This is a genomic window from Alteromonas sp. H39 (genome assembly GCF_047556435.1).
GTDB lineage: Bacteria > Pseudomonadota > Gammaproteobacteria > Enterobacterales > Alteromonadaceae > Alteromonas.
Genome location: NZ_CP180210.1, coordinates 1960797 through 1978773, shown reverse-complemented (window position 1 = coordinate 1978773; position 17977 = coordinate 1960797). Strand labels below are relative to the sequence as shown.

The window sequence follows — 17977 nt, the reverse complement described above, 5'->3', positions numbered from 1 at the left end:
CGGTAAAACAGAATGTTAAACAAGCATTAAAAACACAAGTCACTGATTTTACTGGATTTATAAAAATCAGATATAACAAAAAGGAATTAAAAAAAGAATTTTACTGCAAAATAATTCTAGCTATGGAGCTTCAAAATCGCCAGAAATGTAATATTGTTACTGAAAGTTTTACAGAAAAAAGGCGTTTTTCGGGAAATTGAGTGAAAAAACCGCCTCAAAACTGTAATAAAATTACACTTTATTCGTAATTTCTCGGCTTTTTCGTCTCTATAGCATCGATATAAGCATGCCAGGATCCATATCCAATCAGCGGCATCAGAAAGATAAAACCGATAAAACCGGTGACAAACCCAATGGCAACCGCGCTGAAGATAATGGCGCCCCAAATCAGCATAGGGAGTTTATTCAACCAGACTGCATTTACGCTGGTTAGTACAGCAGTTGCCAGATCGACTTTCCTTTCCATAAGAATGGGCTGAGTAAAAGCGGTTATAAACAACATGACCAGCGTAAATAATGCACCTACAGCGGTACCAAGAATGAGGAATGGCATAAGGCTTTCCAGCGTCTCGTCAAGGTAAGGTGGATAAAGTGCATGAATTAGCGACGCGACCCGAAGCCAGAAAATCATCATAACCATCAGCAAGATCCCAAACCCCCACTCGTTAACAGCGTTACGACGCATGGCGCGTAGCGAGTGTCTCAATGAAGGTTTATGGCCTTTCTCCAATTCCCAACTGACGTCGTACAGACCGGCAGCCAGAAACGGACCAATTAGCATGAACACGACAATGGCAGGCATAATCACTAAATGCCAGCCGGTCATCGCGACAAGGTAGGTTATTAACCACGGGATTATGGCGAACATGACGCCATAGAATGCGGTAAGTCCAGGCGTTTTTACCATGTCGCGTAAGCCCAGCGATAGCCATTTAATTGGATCGCCTACATCAAGCTCTTTGCAGGGAATCACCCTTGCAATTCCACTTTCAGTAATCGCGTTTTGTGGTGTTTCTTTGAAATGCTGTGACATAGCTTCCCCTCAGAAGTCTGATTGATCAAGCGTATCCGTCCAGTGCTATGAGTGCACTTTTAGCGGAGTACTACTCATTACGATAGGTGCAGTAAGCCAGGTTCACAAACTTTTAACATAAATTAATGTAATAATTCCAGCTTTAAGCCGCAGGCACGACAGCAAAGAGGCAATTGAGGTGGGAAGCTAACAGGCTATCATATTGTTTAAAAAGGAAAATAAGCGGAGTATTCCATGAGGAGAACCTAGTACCCTGCTCCGCTTACTATTGATTTAGTTTATTGGCATACGGACAGGCTGCCAGTGGATGGCAGTGTGAAACTGTACTTTGAGGGCGGCATTGAGCTCCGCAAACCGAGTAATGCGCCGGGAGGAACCACTGACACACTCATACACAAAACGGTGGCAGTTGTTAGAGACCAGATCGTACTCAGAATAGGTGTATAGCCTGTCTAATGCATTAGTGACAGTATCTGGTGCCACCAACGGTTCCAGGGCCTCATTACAGGCGACAAAAACCCGGTTACCTGAACGGTCTGAGAGAAATCGTGAAGGAGAAATGCCCCGGATAAGACCGTTCCCTCTCAACTCAACAATGTTACCATCCAGCCAGATCCCCGTGTGCTGAAACAATTCGTAGATTCCGCAGCACACTATAGCGCCGTCTACCGGCGTCACTTCGGTTTGGTGTTCGCCAGGAAAATGCCGGATGTGGCCATCAGATTTTTGTTTTTCTCTGGCAATTTGCGAGCCAGCATATGCTGCAGCAATACCAGCACCAAGCCATAATAAAGGTAGAGGCATAGATCATTCCCGGCACATTCAACAGGTTGTGCGTAATAACAGGTGTCATTCACTATTAAAGCTGATTTGCGGATAATACGCTAACGGCAAACTGTATATAAATGTGTCGTTACCATTCTTTATTTCCCTACTATTTATATCTATCCTGACGCCCCCTGCCGAACTGAAAAATACCATCAAAAAATACCTGCAATAAGCAAAATTAGGGTTAGCCAGCATCGTTGCTTTGCGATACTCTGATGCGTATGTAAATCAACCAGATAGACCATGAAAACCGTAGCTCGCTCACACAAACTGGATAATGTCTGCTATGACATTAGAGGCCCCATTGCCGCGCAGGCAAAGAAGATGGAAGACGAAGGCCATCGCATCCTGAAACTGAATATTGGTAATCCTGCTCCGTTTGGCTTCGAAGCGCCGGACGATATACTCAAAGATGTGATCCATAACCTGCCCACTTCTCAGGGTTATTCAGACTCCACGGGTATTTATGCCGCTCGCGTGGCAGTTATGCAGTATTACCAGCAAATGAACATTAAGCATATTCGCGTTGACGATGTTTACATTGGTAATGGCGTGAGTGAGATGATCATGATGGCCATGCAGGCATTGCTAAACCATGGCGATGAGGTATTGCTGCCAAGCCCTGACTACCCGCTGTGGACAGCAGCTGTCAGCTTATCTTCCGGTTCACCGGTACATTACCGGTGTGACGAACAGGCCGGATGGTTCCCGGACATTGACGACATCAAAAGCAAAATCACCAGTAAAACCCGGGCGATCGTACTGATAAACCCAAATAACCCTACAGGTGCAGTGTACGACAAAGCTCTGCTTGAAGAGGTAGTTAAGGTTGCCCGTGAGCACGGACTGGTTATTTTCAGTGACGAAATTTACGACAAAATACTTTACGACGGTGCACAACACACCTGCATCGCCTCACTGACGGATGAGGTTTTCTGCGTTACGTTGGGCGGTTTATCTAAAAACTACCGGGTTGCCGGTTTTCGCGCAGGCTGGCTGGTCGTCTCTGGTAATAAACGCGTAGCCAGAGACTATATTGAAGGGTTAAATATTCTTTCTTCTATGCGCATGTGTGCAAACGTACCTTGCCAAAGTGCAATCCAGACCGCGCTGGGTGGATATCAGAGCATCAACGATCTTATCAGCGACAATGGACGGCTGAAACTGCAGCGCGATCTTGCCAGCGATATGCTAAACAGCATTGATGGTATAAGTTGTGTGAAGCCCAATGGCGCTATGTACTGTTTTGCGAAGGTCGATGAGAAGAAATTCAATATTCATAACGATGAGCAGATGATCCTCGACCTGCTGAGCGCAGAGAAGATTCTGTTAGTACACGGACGGGCCTTTAATTTAAATGAAGGCATATATTTCCGGCTGGTGTTTTTACCGCACTGCGACGTTCTCTCGCCTGCACTGACGAGAATCGGACGATTTTTCAGTCACTATACGCAAGGAGCATAGCGGTGTCGGATAAAAGCCACTTCTTCGCCCATTTGTCGCGAATGAAGTTAATCAATCGTTGGCCGCTTATGCACAATATCCGTACAGAGAACGTACAGGAACACAGTCTGCAGGTAGCCATGGTCGCACATGCCCTTGCTCTGATAAAAAATCGTTTCTTCGGTGGTACGCTGAACCCTGAGCGTATTGCCACCATCGCGATGTTTCATGATGTATCTGAAGTACTCACCGGCGATTTGCCTACCCCGGTGAAATATTTCAACCCGGCGATAAAAGACGAATACAAAAAAATTGAAAAAATCGCAGAACAAAAGCTTGTCGACATGGCGCCCGAAGCATTTCGTGACGACTATGCTGCGCTTATCGACAGCCACATGCACTCCGAAGAGGAAGCGTTTATTGTCAAAGCCGCAGATGTTTTGTGTGCGTATCTGAAGACGCTGGAGGAACTGGCGGCGGGTAATCAGGAATTTAAGCTTGCCAAAAAGCGGTTGGACACCATTTTAAAAGCTTATCAATCCGATGAAGTAGACTATTTTATCACCCGCTACGTCCCGAGCTTTTCACTGAGTCTGGATGAAATTACGCAAGACGAGCCAGGCTAACCGGTCAAAGGAGTTAAGATTGAGGCAGCACGAAGCGAACAGCTCACATGTTCAGTCAACGTCATGGGAATCGCAGTGGTTCGAGCGGCGGTTGCCGCGCGTTCAAAGTCGTGATGGCGACCATCGCTCGCCCTATCAGCGCGATAAAGCCAGAGTACTGCACTCTGCCGCGTTTCGCCGTCTCCAGGCAAAAACCCAGGTACTGGGTGTCGGCTTAAGTGACTTTTACCGCACCCGGCTAACTCATTCACTGGAAGCGGCGCAAATCGGAACAGGAATAAATGCCCAGCTTACCGGTAAGTACCCCGAACTGGCCACCTTGTTATGCATGGATGACAGTCTGATCGAGACCCTATGCCTCGCACACGATATCGGTCATCCCCCTTTCGGCCACGGTGGTGAAGTAGCACTGCACTATATGATGCATCAACACGGGGGGTTTGAGGGCAACGGACAGACATTTCGCATCATTACAAAACTTGAGCCTTACACTGCCGACCACGGCATGAATCTTAGCCGCCGCAGCGTGCTGGGGCTGGTAAAGTATCCCAATTTTATTGATACGCTGAGTCAGAACATCACTTACCCAACACGTCCCACGACGCTAAGACAGGTAAAAGCCAGTGAATGGCACCCACCGAAAGGCCTCTTCCGCTGTGACGAAAACCTTTTTGAATGGCTGCTGGCACCGCTATCGCAAAATGATCGCGACCGCTTTATGTCGTTCAAAGAAAAAACAGGGCAAGCGGCTAAAACACGGTTTAAGTCGTTTGACTGCTCCATCATGGAACTGGCAGACGACATCGCCTATGGCATTCACGATCTGGAAGACAGTATTGTTATGGGCATGGTCAATTACGCCGACTTTATATCAGACGTTGCAGAGCCTCTTATTTCGCTTGATATTCCTGGTATTTCAGAAAAAGCTTTACCACTGGCTGAAAAACTGTTCAGCGCACAACACCACGAACGCAAAAACGCCATCGGCGCACTGGTTAATGCCTTTATTACCGCGATCGAAATTAAGCAGGTAGAGGGATTCGCTCATCCACTGCTTGCCTATAATGCCAGATTGTCAGAGGCTCATTCACAGGCACTTCACTTATTTAAAGGGTTTGTTTTTAATAAAGTGATCCGTCGCCCGGATGTACAGATGCTTGAATACAAGGGACAGCTGGTTGTGATGGAGTTGTTTGAAGCATTCAGTTCCGATCCCGAGCGCCTGCTACCGGAAAATACACAGGCGAGATGGCGGGCTGCGCAGAAGGACGATAATGGCATGCGGGTGATTGCAGATTATATATCCGGAATGACCGACGAATTCGCCGCGCGACTTTATGGCACGTTATTTGTTCCCAAACGTGGCACCACGCAAGACACTATGTCTTTATAAATATGCGAGTTCAGCAATGTCATTTGCACGTTGCTACCCGAATGCCCTTTTAGCCAGTGTCAGCGTCACCCATTTATTAAATCTGTGAAAGGTTACTGCACTCCCCGGGGTCTTATCCCGTAGAAGCAATCAAGCCAGATAAATCAGGAGTGCGATATGGCCAAACCATTCAAGCCTTCGGTCGCGTTGACCGACAATGATGTCACCGAGGAGTCAGTTTACCGACAGCGTCGCCACTTGCTTAAATCAATGGGCTTTATTGGCGCTTCTGCATTGTTATCTTCGTCGGTCAAAGCAGACTGGTTTTGGGAAGACGACGATAAAAAAGCACAGGTACTGAAGCCTCTGTCATTTTCTGAAACTCCCGGACTGAGCACCAATGAAAAGCTGACGCCTTTTGAAAAAGCGTCGACCTACAATAATTTTTATGAATTTGGCATGGACAAAGGTGACCCGGCGGACCATGCCGGAGAGCTCGTTACCGATCCCTGGACGCTAAAAGTTGACGGCATGGTGGAAAATCCCCTGACGCTGGATGCCGACGCGCTCACGTCAATGTTTCCGCTAGAAGAAAGAATTTACCGTTTGCGGTGCGTTGAAGCCTGGTCGATGGTGATACCTTGGATTGGCTTTGAGCTAGCCTCGTTGCTCAAAAAAGCAAAGCCATTGTCATCAGCTCGTTATGTCGCATTTCAGACACTGTATGACCCCAGTCAGATGCCGGGCCAGAAAAACCGGTTCGTCGGTGGAGGTATTAATTACCCCTATGTTGAAGGGTTGCGAATGGACGAAGCAATGCATCCGCTGACACTGATGACCGTGGGTATGTATGGGAAGACGCTACCTACCCAAAATGGCGCGCCGATAAGATTGGTCGCACCATGGAAATACGGGTTTAAAAGCATTAAATCGCTTGTACGCATTTCACTGACCGACAAACAGCCTCCCACTACCTGGAACCAACTTGCGCCAAACGAGTACGGCTTTTACGCCAACGTTAACCCTGCCGTCGCACACCCCCGGTGGAGCCAGGCATCCGAACGTCGAATTACTACGGGCGGACTTCTGGCTCAGGACCGGATCCCTACTCAGCCGTTCAACGGTTATGAGGAGGTTGCATCGCTCTACAAAGGAATGGATCTTCGTAAGTGGTATTAACACGTCTGTTTAAAAAGCCGGTAACGTTGTCGGGTAAAAAAATCATCGCCGCAAAGGCGTTGATTCACCTGGCTATATTACTTCACATAGCTACGTTATTTTACTTAGGGGTCACCGATAACCTGGGTGCCGATCCGGTGAAAGCGCTATTGCATACTACCGGCACATGGTCGGTACATCTGTTACTGGTAACCTTACTGGTCTCACCGCTGGCTAAATGGTTACCGTTTCCAGGTTTGATGCGATTCAGGCGCCTGTTGGGAATATACAGTTTTGTTTATGCCTTGGTGCATTTTCTGACCTACTGCGCTTTTGAAATTCAGTTCGACTGGTCGTTAATCATCAGTGAAATCGCCAAGAGGCCTTATATCACCGTCGGTTTTACTGCACTGATTTTGTTGTTACTGCTCACAGTAACATCGCCAAACCGGATCCGTCGTCTCCTCGGTGCTCGCTGGCAAACTCTGCACAATAGTATTTACCTCATCGGTATGCTTGCATTGCTTCATTTCACCTGGTCACAAAAAACGCTATTTGGCGACTCTCTTTTCTACTGGGGGGTACTTATCGTTCTGTTGGTAATCAGAAGAGACAAGCTGATAAAACTGACAAAGCCGGCGCGGAAGGGCTCCTGATGAACTAACATGCATTTATTACAGCTTTATGACACTTTTTTGAAAAAACACTGGACATTTCTTCAGGACTTTTCTATTCTGAATAGGCGAAAATAGATAAGGAGGCTTCAATGTTAAAATCGCTAATGAAATTTTTTAAACGCAAGCATCCGTACACCGTGGCTTTTTATATTGGTAGAAAGAACACGCAACGTATTTTCGATTGTAAGATTAAGAAGAAATCTGAGTTACTGTCTAACTGATTGATAACGTAAGACCGGTAACGTCACGTACGCAGACACCTGCAAAGTGGTGGTACAGCGATGCGGATGGCATTTATGCCTGTTCCTATTATTCGTCTCTTCCCATCTCGCTGACGTGAATCTGGTGTATAACTCTCCGCTGGCAACAGTGTGATTTGAGTAGCAACAGAGCCTATTCTGTCTTTACACTACGTGTGTACACAGATGCAAAAATAGTAAGAGGCCCGTTTCCGGGCCTCTTTTATGATCGCTAAAAGCTCACATCCCACTGTACCCGATAACGCCACTCATCCAAGTCTTCTGGTTGATCACCTGAATATTCAAACCGGGTAGCATCGACTGTAACTTTATTCTTATGCCCGCTAATAAACCAGTTAAAAGCCAGTGCTTTTTCTTTTTGCGTAATGGCGTTTGTCTCAGCAGGGTCATAACTGGCATATCGTGCTGCAATTTCTAACGGCTTAGGCCATGACGGTATTAACTGGTGCAAAAAGTATCCACCCTGAACATAATAACCGGTTAATGTACGCTCCAGCCCGGCGTTCAATAAATCTTTGACCGTTTTTTCGTGATACTCGGCCTGAGCGCTGATTCCCTTGTAAAGGAATGCGGCATCCACATTGTATTGCTCAATATCAAACTGCCCTTCTTCCCCCTCATCAAAACCAACCAACGAGCCACCGCCCGAAGATGAGAAGCGGGTATACTTGCTGCGATTCACCGCAGATGCAAAGCCGATGCTGGCAATAGGTGTCTGGGTAATATTTATATCGCTGGCAACGAACGGCATTTCCTGTCCGAGAAAATTCCATTGCACACGACCGAAGTAAAGCGGATGACTATCGTCGTCGGCGCTGTTTCCACGGCCCGTTCCGGTTCCTACTCCTGCCCAGTAGTTAAAATTTATCCACCCGCTCTGGTCAATATGTCCATAAACGGAGGCTGCCTGGTGACGATCAATCGTAAAATGACGGTTTATGATGGAACGGTCCAGCATTTGCTGACCGCCGCTACTAATACTTCTTTCTCTGGAATACTCAAGCTTCCACTGACCTATTTTGAATTTCAACCAGTCATATTTCTCAACCCTGAATCGGTAATCTAGCAAATAGTTGTTTTTCAGATCGTATTCCATAGAAAACCGCAGCCACGGCTGGCTTACATTTCCTTTAATTTTGAGTCGGGCCCGATTGGTACCAAACTCGGTTCCCTCTTCAAGGAGGTAATCGTCGGGAACTAACGGCTGTGAATCATCGGGGGTCGCATAACGGAACTGAAAACGCGCATGGACATTCACTTTGTAACGTTCATCAGATGTGCTGAACGTGATACCCGGCTTGGCGTATGTCATATTTACAGTATCTGAAGAAAAGGCGGAGCCGGTAAAACCACCGCAAAGTAACGTTAATAACGAAGAGTAAAATCTGGAACCCATAATGTACCAATAGTGACGCTCGCAAACTGTGCGAAGTCTATCTCTTTGTCATATTTTTGCAATAAAAGCGTAATAAATGTGTCATGAAACAGTTCAGATCCTGAATTTTTTTCAGGAAAGGACGATTTTTGCTCATCATCGTTGACGTCTTGCATAGAATCCCAGGCAGCACATTTGCGGATAATCAAACAGCTTGATTGTATAAAAAAAACACTTGCATGTTTATTTATACAGTACTACTGTATATACGAACACTGTATAAATAAACAAGGCTTTCACATGACACATTCACAACAAATGATTCAGGTTGATAACGTAGTGCAACTCCCGCTGCCTTTCGAGGGGTATCCTGGTACGGGTGAAAACAATAAAGGTTGGTCTTATTTGCTTGCGGAGTCTGTGGCATTTAAAAAGGACGTAATGCACGGCATAAGAATACAAAAGCCAAATCAAGAGAAAGTACCAGGCTGGATTCAGCGGATCATTGAATCTGGTCAGTGCAACACGATCTATGTAGAAAACCTGTCTTTGAGCGAAGCGGAAAAGTCACGTATTCAGTCTTTATGTGAAAAGTATAGCGTATCGGTAGTGAATCTTACGATTGCAGCATCGCAACATGAACAACAAAATGTGGTAATTGGGCCGTGGTAATGAGCCCGTTGAGCCGGTAAAATCCAGCCAACACTTATCTAACTAAGTCCGTCGACATGCGATGCTATTGTTGCTCTGAAAATACGTTTTCTGCTTGCTGCGAGCCCATTATCAAAGGCCAGCAACCAGCGCATACACCAGAAAAGCTTATGCGCTCTCGTTACAGTGCATATTGTATTGAAAATTACATGTATATTCTGGAAACCTATGACAACAAGACCAGACCGACGCTGACTGTTGACGCTCTTGCCGAGCACGCGAATGAAAACAAATGGTTTGCGCTGCAAATTATTCCACAACATAGGCAAGATTGTGTCGAGTTCAAAGCTTATTATTTTTATAAAGGCCGTCCTCATTTATTGCATGAAACGTCATTTTTCATAAAGGAATCCGGCCGATGGGTGTATACCACTGGAAACCTCCACAATGATTACGGCAAAGTGACAATTGGCCGTAACGATACCTGCCCTTGCCATAGCGGCAAAAAATTCAAGCAATGTTGCCTGAAGAAAGCGGCTTAAATAAATTCATCTTCCTGCTTTTCGCTATAGTTTTCATACTGAAGCTATCCCTCTTCACCGTACTGTGCTCAGATGCACAAGATATTCTTCCAGAAAAGGATATAAGGTGCGAAATTGTCTCTGCCATGTATTATAGAAATGCAATGCTATCTAAAGAACAACACCAGCAGGTATTCATTATCTGTTGAAAATAACCAGGGTGGCATGGAGACTCGTTCAGCGCGTTAACCATATTAGTTATAAAGACGGCGCCGCTGGCACATTTATTCAGCATGCATAAGAAAGCGGTTTGACTGAGCCTGCTAAACCTGTGACAACTTGGTGTATTAAGGCTGCGTTTTGTTCACCTTACAAGGTTAACCTTACGTTCAAGCATTTTTGTGTGCTGGCCGCTGATAAAGATGATGTCACCTCTGCCCTATAAAAATAGCTTTCCAAGGAACTGCCTATGTTAAAAATAAAAATCACACTCGTCGCTGTTATGGTCGGTCTTTCTTTGTCCGGTTATAGTCAGCCTGAAAACACGAATTCAAAGACCTCTTCAACGGCAACGGAAGCTTCATCGCCAACGGCTGCCGACGCAAAAGCCTTTCTGAAGAAGGCGCAAAATGATATCGCGAAAATTCAGTTGCCTGCAGCACATGCACAGTGGAGCTATGCAACCAACATCAATGTTGATACCGCAGCTGTAAGTGCCTACTTGGGTGAACAGTTATCCACCAAGGTCGCGCAACTGGCAAAAGACGCCGCTCAATTTAATAACGTTGAAGTAGATGCTGATACACGCCGAAAGCTCGATCTCCTTCGTAATGGCCTGACTATGCCTCCCCCATCAAATCCTGAAAAATCCGAGCGCTTAGCCAAAATCGGCTCAGATTTGGATGGTATGTACGGTGCCGGTGAGTATTGCCGCGACGAGAATACCTGCTTCAGTCTGGTAGAGATGAGCTCACAGATGGCCACATCCCGTGACTATGATCTTCTGCTTGAGTTTTGGGAAGGCTGGCGTGAGGTAGCGGTGCCCATGAAGCCGCTGTATGAAGAACAGGTAGCGCTGGCAAACGAAGGAGCCAAAGAACTTGGGTTCGCTAATGTCAGTGAGCTGTGGCGTGGTAAGTACGACATGCCAGCTGATGACTTTCCACAGGAACTGGACCGCCTGTGGGGTCAGGTAGAACCCTTCTATGAAGCCTTACATTGTCATGTGCGTGCTAAGCTGGGAGAACATTACGGCACCGACAAAGTTCCGCAAGACAAGCCTATTCCTGCGCACCTGCTGGGCAATATGTGGGCGCAAACCTGGGGCAATGTTTACGATCTGGTTAAGCCAGAGAGGGAAATGGTAGTGCCAGACGTCACCGGTGCGCTGAAATCGCAAGGATATGATGAAATTAAAATGGTGAAGCAAGCAGAATCTTTTTTCTCCTCACTTGGTTTTGAAGAATTACCTGAGACATTCTGGGAACGATCACAGTTTCAGAAGCCGGAGGGTCGTGACGTGCAATGTCATGCGTCAGCATGGAACCTTGATGATAAAGACGACCTGCGGATCAAAATGTGCATTCAGATAACCGGTGAAGAATTCAACGTCATTCATCATGAACTGGGCCACAATTATTATCAACGGGCTTATAAAGACCAACCCTTACTGTACCGTGGTTCGGCTAACGATGGTTTTCACGAAGCCATTGGCGATACTGTCGCATTGTCGATTACGCCGAAGTACCTCAAACAAATTGGCTTAATTGATACCATCCCGGACGAGTCAAACGATATTGGTATGTTGATGCAGGTGGCACTGGATAAAATTGCTTTCATCCCGTTTGGCCTGATGGTTGACCAATGGCGCTGGAAAGTGCTTTCCGGTGAGGTAACACCCGAAAATTACAATCAGGTGTGGTGGGAGCTTCGTGAAAAGTACCAGGGAGTCATGGCCCCCGTTTCCCGCGCCGCTGAGGCGTTCGATCCAGGTGCAAAATATCACGTTCCTGCAAACGTACCTTACACTCGCTATTTCCTAGCGCACATCCTCCAGTTCCAGTTTCACAAAGCATTGTGTGACATTGCAGGCGATGAAGGCCCGCTTAACCGCTGTTCAATTTACGGTAGGGAGGAAGCAGGTAAAGCGCTTAACGAAATGCTCGAAATGGGCATGAGCGAACCATGGCAAAATGCCCTGGAAAAAATTACGGGTAGCCCGGAAATGGATGCCAGTACAATCCAGGCCTATTTCGCTCCCTTAAAAGAATGGCTCGACGATCAGAACCAGGGAAGACAGTGCGGATGGTAATCTCTCCATAACACATAGCCGGGCATTGCCCGGCTTTTTTATTTTGGTTTTTCTGTCTTCGCCTGATCTTTTGCCTACCACAATATGAATCAATAACTACGACAACGTATAATTAAGGAGTAATTATGAAATCAGTATTGGTTATTGGCGCAAGTGGGCAAATCGGCAAAATGGTTGTTCAGAAGCTTCTCGATCAGGATTATCGTGTAAGAGCTATGGTGCGAGACGCTAATAAGTTAGGCGGATTAAACCATCCTAACCTTGATATTTTTGAAAAAGATCTGGAGTCCGATTTTTTCCAGGCCTTTCAGGGCATGGATAGCGTCATATTTACCGCAGGATCAGGCGGTAGCACAGGGCCGGATAAAACCCTGTTGATTGATCTATGGGCGGCAAGAAATGCTGTCGAATACGCTGTGCGTGCAAAACTTGCTCACTTTATTATGGTGAGTGCTGTTGGCGCGGGCGATCCTGACGCTATTGACAGTGAAATCAAACCTTATCTGGTTGCCAAACATATGGCTGATAAGCACCTGATTAGTGCCGGTATCAGGCACACGATCCTTCGACCAGGCTCTTTAACTGATGATCCTGCAACAGGGAAAGTCACATCAAAGCGCCCCGACTCAAGAGATGCGATGAAAATTACGCGAGAGGATGTTGCGGATATGGTGGTTCTGGCCACAGGCAAAGAGGATGATACCAACAGAGTTTTCGAACTGTTCGAAGGCAATCAATCCCCAGAAGACCTACTGGTATAACATGACCAGGTTCCAGGTGGCGCGCGTAATTTGATGCGACGCCACCTGAGACGATACCTTACACTCTATGAATTCCAGAACGTTAATAACGGGGGTTTAAACTACCAGCTCTGCACTTTGCTTTCGATAGCGGAGATTTTTCATTCCGTTCGGATGCAAAAGCAAGTGCTACTATGGTACTACTGAATTTACTACCCACTCGCCACTGGCATCCTTAATGTGTTTTTCCCGTATCTGCGGGTTACCACGCAAACTAAGGTAATCTACGGCCTTTACTGTCAGGTTTAACAAACAAAAGTGCGCGGGAACCTCATTGAAATCACCTTCTGCTAGTAACGGTAGTGTCGGGTCCCGGCGGGTGTCAGGCTCCCCCCACAAAAACTGCTTTTTGCCAGCATCAGACAACTTTTGCCAATGTGAAGCGACCCGCCTTGCATCTTCGTCGGTGGTAATAATATCTGCTTTAGCCGTAAAACGGTATTGTTCACGGGTTTTGGCAAAATACCAACACACCTGCACCCCTTGTTGTTGTGATATCTCCTGATACTTACTCGTACGTGTATCTGAAATAACTTCAAGCGCATGGCCGTCGGTGATCCCGCGGTATACCACCGTTCGACATTGTGGCAGCCCGTTGGCATCACAAGTCGCTAGCTGAAAGTAACGACTTTCCGGTGTATTGCGAGTCTGGTGAAGACTTTTGGTTAACTGCTGTCGCCACAATGGCATGATTATTCCCTTTATTAGCGTTTGGCGAGAGGAAAAAGGCGATAAAAATTGTCGGTTGTTTGCCTGGCCAGTTCTGCCACTGAAACTCCCTTCAGTTCTGCAATAAACTCTGCAACTTCCACCACATAGCCAGGCTGATTTTGTTTACCCCGGTGGGGTACGGGGGCCAGCCAGGGAGAATCGGTTTCAATTAATAGCCTCTCGAGTGGTACCGCTTTCACAACCTCACGCAATTCGTCAGCTGAGTTAAAGGTAACAATCCCCGAAATAGAGATATAGAAACCCATTTCGATGGCTTCCTGTGCCATTTCCAGTGACTCAGTGAAACAATGCAAAACGCCATTGGTTTCCGGCGCTTTGTGCTGACGAAGCAGCGACAGCGTATCTTCCCGGGCATCCCGCGTATGAATAATCAACGGCTTGCTTAGCGCATTGGCGACGCGAATATGATCAATGAACGATTGTAACTGCACAGCTTTTGTATCGGCACTGTAAAAGTAATCCAGTCCGGTTTCACCGATAGCCACTACTTCGGGGCGACTGGCTTTCTGTAACAGCGTGTCGTACTCACAGGCATCTTCCTGATGCAGCGGGTGTACACCACACGAAACCGAGACATCACTAAACTCAGATACGGTTTCGGCCATCGCGTCATAATCATTCACTGAAACAGCCACACAAAGAAAATGCTTCACCCCACGAGAGCGGGCAAAGTTGAGTGTTTCAGCCAGTTCATCTTTTGATTGCTGTAACCTGTCGAGATGGCAATGAGAATCTACAAACAAAATAACCTCTTTTCGTTTCTGTCAGTAAGCAGTTGGACGTGTGAGCCTTTCCAGCACCCGCGTCAACACGATCACCTTGTTGATACCTGGATGCTGGAGTTGCTTCGCCGCCTGGGTTGACTCTGAATACGCTGCGTAATCTTCCATACGTTGATTGATGATAAAAGCTTTGTGGGCACGCTGTTGACACCAGTTTACTACCTGACGTGCAGCGTCCTGCCATGTCGTTGCCAGCGAGAGCGCTGTGGTACTTCCGGCCAGTAGCGCATCCACGCCTTCATTAAACGCACGAAAAGACAACCCCTCGCCGTCTTTATTCATCGCATCAATCAGCTTAAGAGGTGCTCCGCCATAGGCCTGCAAAAGTGCCGGGCTGGCGTCTTCAAGGCCCTGTTGCTGCAACCACGCAAGGCTTTGATGTTCAGGTGGAAGCGCTAGCACTGTTCTCTCACAGCGGCTCAAAATAGTTGGCAACAAGTGTTGTACCTTGTCTGTTAGCAGCATAATAAAGGTATTATTTGTGGGTTCTTCCAGGGTTTTCAACAAGGCATTTGCAGCAGAATCTGTCATTGCATCTGCATTGGGGATCACCAGTACTTTATTTCTGCCAAGCTGGGACGTTGCGCTTAATTTACCAATTCCTTCACGAATCTTGTCCACGCCCAACTGCTTCTTGCTTTCGAGGATATGGAAGTCAGGATGTGTATTCGCGTCTAACAACGCGCAACTTTGACAGTGCTCGCAGGCACCCAGTGAAGATGGCTTCTGGCACAAAAGTGTTTTTGAAAATGCTTCAGCCAGCGCTAACTTGCCAATCCCCGCCGGACCACAAAACAGTAAAGCGTGATGTAACCGGTTGGCCAGAAAGCGACCCGTTAATTGATTGAAAACAGAAGTTAACCAAGGCAAATTCATGCTATATAGTGCTCTATGGTTTGCCGGACATCGGCATGAACGGCTGACATCTCCTGCATGGCATCGATCGTGATTATGCGCTCGTCGTTAGCCGCAAGATGCAGATATCGGGCGCGGGTCCGCTCAAAAAATGCAAGGCCAGCCTGCTCAATTCTATCAAGTTCACCACGACCTCTTGCTCTCGCTAAGCCGATGGCAGGTTCTACATCGAGGTACAGGGTAAGATCGGGCTTAAAACCTTTCAAGGCGACATCACTCAAAGCGCGCATAGTGTTTGCGTCTATGCCTCGTCCGCCGCCCTGATAAGCCTGGGAAGACAAATCATGGCGGTCGCCGACTACCCAGTGCCCCTGTGCTAAGGCTGGTTTTATAAGATTTGTCAGCAGTTGTACACGTGCCGCATACATCAACATCAGTTCAGTTTCTTCAGCGACCTGCTCTTCCCAATCATGCTTAACACACTCTCTGATGGCTTCCGCCATGGGGGTGCCGCCTGGCTCCCGGGTTTGCTCTACGGTCAATCCCTTAGTACGCAGCGTCTCTACGATCAGGGAAATAACTGAACTTTTGCCGGCACCTTCGAGCCCTTCTACTACTATAAACTTTCCGGACATGCTTAAGACTCAATCCTGCTTTTTAATCTGATACTGGTAAACCGCACTGTTATGATCTTCTAAATTGGTCGAAAACTGATGAGTGCCATCTCCCCTGGAAACAAAATACAATGCATCGGTTTGCAACGGTTGCAGTGCAGCGTCAATAGCAGGTTTCCCTGCCATCGCTATCGGCGTCGGTGGCAGGCCGTGTATAACATAGGTATTGTACGGTGTTTTTTGTTTCAAGTGAGCACGGGTGATGTTGCCATCAAAATTTTCGCCAATCCCGTAAATGACAGTAGGATCGGTTTGCAGCCGCATTTTACTGTTCAGACGATTGACAAAAACTCCGGCAATTTTAGGGCGCTCTGAGGCGACGCCGGTTTCTTTCTCAATAATAGAGGCCAGAATAAGCGCTTCATAAGGCGATGAAATCGGCAAATCGACTGCGCGTGCTGCCCAGGCACTGCGTAAATAGTCAGTCATAGCCAGCATTGCGCGATGCAGGATCACACTGGCGCTGGTATTGGCGGTAAAATGGTAAGTATCAGCGAGAAATATCCCCTCAGGAGACCTCGCTTCGCCGAACTCAGCTGTTGGCCATTCAGATAGCATTTGTGCTATCTGCGTGTCATCCACATCGAAATCAATAAAATCATGTGAGCGAAGTATTTCAAGCCACTGGCGAAACGTCAGTCCTTCTATCAGACTAACATCGAACTGGTATTCTTCTCCCTGAACAAAATGCTGATAGGCTTGCTGCAAGCTCATTCCTGGCGTCAACTGGTAAGTACCGGCTTTAGGTCCACTCGCAGGAGCAAAAAATTTAAGCCAGATTTTGATGACTACAGGATGAATTTGCGTATAGCCATTTGCTTTCAGCTCACTAACTACCTGAGAGCCAGCCTGCCCAGGTGTCACCGAGACCAATGTCGGGGACGAGATTTCCAACGGCCGTTTGGCCTCATTGTTTACGAAAAATACGCCACCCAATACCACCCCGATGGCAAGTAACACTAGAAAAACAAAACTAATTAGCAGGCGCATACTCTTCCCTGTAAGTCGACTGAATTGCATTAAAGAGGTCATGAACCGGTGTCAGCGAGAAATTAGTGCGCTGCTCTCTGGTATGCAGCGCGCGCACAGGGATCAGTGGCATCAATGCATTACAGAGCAACACCGATTCAGCCTCAGCCAGCTCGTTCAGGCTGAAATTACCTTGCAAAACCTCCTGTCCATTGCCTGTCAGCCAGTCAATTAAAAACTGTCTCATCACGCCATGTACGCCGCACCCTTCAAGCACGGGCGTAAACCATTTCCCATCACAAAACCAAAAAACGTTAGCTGATGTGGCCTCTGCAACGTGACCGCTTGCATCCAGCACAAGCATATCCTGGACATCTTGTTGCAACAGCTCGCTTTTTATCAATACCTGTTCCAGACGATTAAGGTGCTTTATACCAGCCAGTGCAGGCTGGAGGGCGAGTTTTAATGTTGCGCAACCGACGGTAATCCCCTCTTGTTGCTGTACAGCATAGTGCGCTGGCATGCCGGCGTGTGTGAAATGCAATGAGGGCGCTACCTGTTCAGGACGGGAATAGCCTCGGCCACCCTCACCTGCTGATATCAATAGCTTTAAGACCCCTTTGCCAAGAAGACGCGCTTCTTCGCCGATACGCCGCGCAATGACTTGTTCATCAAGTGGCAAACCTAACCGCTCGGCATCCCGAATCAATCGCTGACAATGACGCTGATACAACGCCACTTTTCCGTCTTTTACTGCCATTGTTGTAAACACACCGTCACCATAATTGGCAGCACGGTCTGACGCTGAAAAAGAGTGTGTAATGCTAACGTCCTTCTTGATGCATCATTTACGCATTAGAAACGAAGTATATCAGTCTGCCACAGTCTCGCCTAGGCTGAAGCGAATCGC

General features: G+C 47.2%; 18 protein-coding genes. 9 read left to right on the top strand and 9 right to left on the bottom strand.

Annotation, left to right across the window (positions count from 1 at the left end):
• Positions 1 to 238: 238 nt before the first annotated feature.
• Together ACLBLI_RS08730 and ACLBLI_RS08725 are read right to left on the bottom strand one after the other, a co-directional pair.
• On the bottom strand, positions 239 to 1033 hold the full coding sequence (locus tag ACLBLI_RS08730; protein ID WP_414830694.1) for a DUF2189 domain-containing protein: 795 nt from the start codon (positions 1031 to 1033) through the stop codon (positions 239 to 241).
• 273 nt (positions 1034 to 1306) lie between these two features.
• Complete coding sequence (locus tag ACLBLI_RS08725) at positions 1307 to 1837, bottom strand: hypothetical protein (RefSeq protein WP_414830693.1); 531 nt, start codon at positions 1835 to 1837, stop codon at positions 1307 to 1309.
• Positions 1838 to 2104: 267 nt separating this feature from the next.
• On the opposite strand from ACLBLI_RS08725, the gene ACLBLI_RS08720 reads away from it, so the two are divergent.
• The 5 genes from ACLBLI_RS08720 (at position 2105) to ACLBLI_RS08700 (ending at position 7116) form a co-directional block, all read left to right on the top strand.
• Positions 2105 to 3325 carry a pyridoxal phosphate-dependent aminotransferase gene (locus ACLBLI_RS08720; protein WP_414830692.1) on the top strand — a complete coding sequence of 407 codons (1221 nt, stop codon included), beginning with the start codon at positions 2105 to 2107 and terminating at the stop codon, positions 3323 to 3325.
• A gap of 41 nt (positions 3326 to 3366) precedes the next feature.
• Positions 3367 to 3930, top strand: a complete 564-nt coding sequence (gene yfbR, locus ACLBLI_RS08715; protein WP_414830943.1) for a 5'-deoxynucleotidase — start codon at positions 3367 to 3369, stop codon at positions 3928 to 3930.
• Positions 3931 to 3949: 19 nt separating this feature from the next.
• On the top strand, positions 3950 to 5323 hold the full coding sequence (locus ACLBLI_RS08710) for an anti-phage deoxyguanosine triphosphatase (protein WP_414830691.1): 1374 nt from the start codon (positions 3950 to 3952) through the stop codon (positions 5321 to 5323).
• Positions 5324 to 5479: 156 nt separating this feature from the next.
• Positions 5480 to 6481, top strand: coding sequence for a protein-methionine-sulfoxide reductase catalytic subunit MsrP (gene msrP, locus ACLBLI_RS08705; RefSeq protein ID WP_414830690.1), 1002 nt, complete (start codon positions 5480 to 5482; stop codon positions 6479 to 6481).
• Positions 6472 to 7116: a sulfite oxidase heme-binding subunit YedZ gene (locus tag ACLBLI_RS08700; protein ID WP_414830689.1), complete on the top strand. Its 645-nt coding sequence runs from the start codon at positions 6472 to 6474 to the stop codon at positions 7114 to 7116. The genes msrP and ACLBLI_RS08700 overlap by 10 nt, the downstream gene beginning before the upstream one ends.
• A gap of 492 nt (positions 7117 to 7608) precedes the next feature.
• On the opposite strand, the gene ACLBLI_RS08695 is transcribed toward ACLBLI_RS08700, so the two are convergent.
• The gene (locus tag ACLBLI_RS08695; RefSeq protein WP_414830688.1) at positions 7609 to 8793 is read right to left on the bottom strand and encodes a porin; all 1185 of its coding nucleotides are present in this window, start codon (positions 8791 to 8793) and stop codon (positions 7609 to 7611) included.
• A 279-nt stretch (positions 8794 to 9072) separates the two neighbouring features.
• Between ACLBLI_RS08695 and ACLBLI_RS08690 the strand changes: the two genes are divergently transcribed.
• The 4 genes from ACLBLI_RS08690 to ACLBLI_RS08675 all read left to right on the top strand — a co-directional run bounded on the left by ACLBLI_RS08690 (position 9073) and on the right by ACLBLI_RS08675 (position 13016).
• Positions 9073 to 9444, top strand: a complete 372-nt coding sequence (locus ACLBLI_RS08690) for a deoxyguanosinetriphosphate triphosphohydrolase (RefSeq protein ID WP_414830687.1) — start codon at positions 9073 to 9075, stop codon at positions 9442 to 9444.
• A gap of 188 nt (positions 9445 to 9632) precedes the next feature.
• On the top strand, positions 9633 to 9965 hold the full coding sequence (locus ACLBLI_RS08685) for a YchJ family metal-binding protein (RefSeq protein WP_414830686.1): 333 nt from the start codon (positions 9633 to 9635) through the stop codon (positions 9963 to 9965).
• A 448-nt stretch (positions 9966 to 10413) separates the two neighbouring features.
• Positions 10414 to 12255: a M2 family metallopeptidase gene (locus ACLBLI_RS08680; RefSeq protein ID WP_414830685.1), complete on the top strand. Its 1842-nt coding sequence runs from the start codon at positions 10414 to 10416 to the stop codon at positions 12253 to 12255.
• Between the two features lie 125 nt (positions 12256 to 12380).
• The gene (locus tag ACLBLI_RS08675) at positions 12381 to 13016 is read left to right on the top strand and encodes an SDR family oxidoreductase (RefSeq protein ID WP_414830684.1); all 636 of its coding nucleotides are present in this window, start codon (positions 12381 to 12383) and stop codon (positions 13014 to 13016) included.
• Positions 13017 to 13187: 171 nt separating this feature from the next.
• Here ACLBLI_RS08675 and ACLBLI_RS08670 read toward each other — a convergent pair whose 3' ends face one another.
• Genes ACLBLI_RS08670 through pabC form a run of 6 tightly spaced genes read right to left on the bottom strand, consistent with a single transcriptional unit; the run spans position 13188 to position 17839 of the window.
• Positions 13188 to 13745: a pyridoxamine 5'-phosphate oxidase family protein gene (locus ACLBLI_RS08670; RefSeq protein ID WP_414830683.1), complete on the bottom strand. Its 558-nt coding sequence runs from the start codon at positions 13743 to 13745 to the stop codon at positions 13188 to 13190.
• A gap of 14 nt (positions 13746 to 13759) precedes the next feature.
• Positions 13760 to 14530, bottom strand: a complete 771-nt coding sequence (locus ACLBLI_RS08665; protein WP_414830682.1) for a TatD family hydrolase — start codon at positions 14528 to 14530, stop codon at positions 13760 to 13762.
• 21 nt (positions 14531 to 14551) lie between these two features.
• On the bottom strand, positions 14552 to 15445 hold the full coding sequence (holB, locus tag ACLBLI_RS08660; protein WP_414830681.1) for a DNA polymerase III subunit delta': 894 nt from the start codon (positions 15443 to 15445) through the stop codon (positions 14552 to 14554).
• Positions 15442 to 16059, bottom strand: a complete 618-nt coding sequence (tmk, locus tag ACLBLI_RS08655; RefSeq protein WP_414830680.1) for a dTMP kinase — start codon at positions 16057 to 16059, stop codon at positions 15442 to 15444. Before tmk ends, holB begins: the two co-directional genes overlap by 4 nt.
• A gap of 9 nt (positions 16060 to 16068) precedes the next feature.
• Complete coding sequence (mltG, locus tag ACLBLI_RS08650; RefSeq protein ID WP_414830679.1) at positions 16069 to 17088, bottom strand: endolytic transglycosylase MltG; 1020 nt, start codon at positions 17086 to 17088, stop codon at positions 16069 to 16071.
• Entirely contained in the window at positions 17072 to 17839 is a 768-nt protein-coding gene (pabC, locus tag ACLBLI_RS08645; protein ID WP_414830678.1) for an aminodeoxychorismate lyase, read from the bottom strand. The genes mltG and pabC overlap by 17 nt, the downstream gene beginning before the upstream one ends.
• Between the last annotated feature and the right edge of the window lie 138 nt (positions 17840 to 17977).

What these genes read in the sequence shown, in the direction of transcription:
- ACLBLI_RS08730 (WP_414830694.1), bottom strand. Translation starts at nt 1,033, where the DNA reads ATGTCACAGCATTTCAAAGAAACACCACAAAACGCGATTACTGAAAGT.
- ACLBLI_RS08725 (WP_414830693.1), bottom strand. Translation starts at nt 1,837, where the DNA reads ATGCCTCTACCTTTATTATGGCTTGGTGCTGGTATTGCTGCAGCATAT.
- ACLBLI_RS08720 (WP_414830692.1), top strand. Translation starts at nt 2,105, where the DNA reads ATGAAAACCGTAGCTCGCTCACACAAACTGGATAATGTCTGCTATGAC.
- yfbR (WP_414830943.1), top strand. Translation starts at nt 3,367, where the DNA reads ATGAAGTTAATCAATCGTTGGCCGCTTATGCACAATATCCGTACAGAG.
- msrP (WP_414830690.1), top strand. Translation starts at nt 5,480, where the DNA reads ATGGCCAAACCATTCAAGCCTTCGGTCGCGTTGACCGACAATGATGTC.
- ACLBLI_RS08695 (WP_414830688.1), bottom strand. Translation starts at nt 8,793, where the DNA reads ATGGGTTCCAGATTTTACTCTTCGTTATTAACGTTACTTTGCGGTGGT.
- ACLBLI_RS08690 (WP_414830687.1), top strand. Translation starts at nt 9,073, where the DNA reads ATGACACATTCACAACAAATGATTCAGGTTGATAACGTAGTGCAACTC.
- ACLBLI_RS08685 (WP_414830686.1), top strand. Translation starts at nt 9,633, where the DNA reads ATGTATATTCTGGAAACCTATGACAACAAGACCAGACCGACGCTGACT.
- ACLBLI_RS08680 (WP_414830685.1), top strand. Translation starts at nt 10,414, where the DNA reads ATGTTAAAAATAAAAATCACACTCGTCGCTGTTATGGTCGGTCTTTCT.
- ACLBLI_RS08675 (WP_414830684.1), top strand. Translation starts at nt 12,381, where the DNA reads ATGAAATCAGTATTGGTTATTGGCGCAAGTGGGCAAATCGGCAAAATG.
- ACLBLI_RS08670 (WP_414830683.1), bottom strand. Translation starts at nt 13,745, where the DNA reads ATGCCATTGTGGCGACAGCAGTTAACCAAAAGTCTTCACCAGACTCGC.
- holB (WP_414830681.1), bottom strand. Translation starts at nt 15,445, where the DNA reads ATGAATTTGCCTTGGTTAACTTCTGTTTTCAATCAATTAACGGGTCGC.
- tmk (WP_414830680.1), bottom strand. Translation starts at nt 16,059, where the DNA reads ATGTCCGGAAAGTTTATAGTAGTAGAAGGGCTCGAAGGTGCCGGCAAA.
- mltG (WP_414830679.1), bottom strand. Translation starts at nt 17,088, where the DNA reads ATGCGCCTGCTAATTAGTTTTGTTTTTCTAGTGTTACTTGCCATCGGG.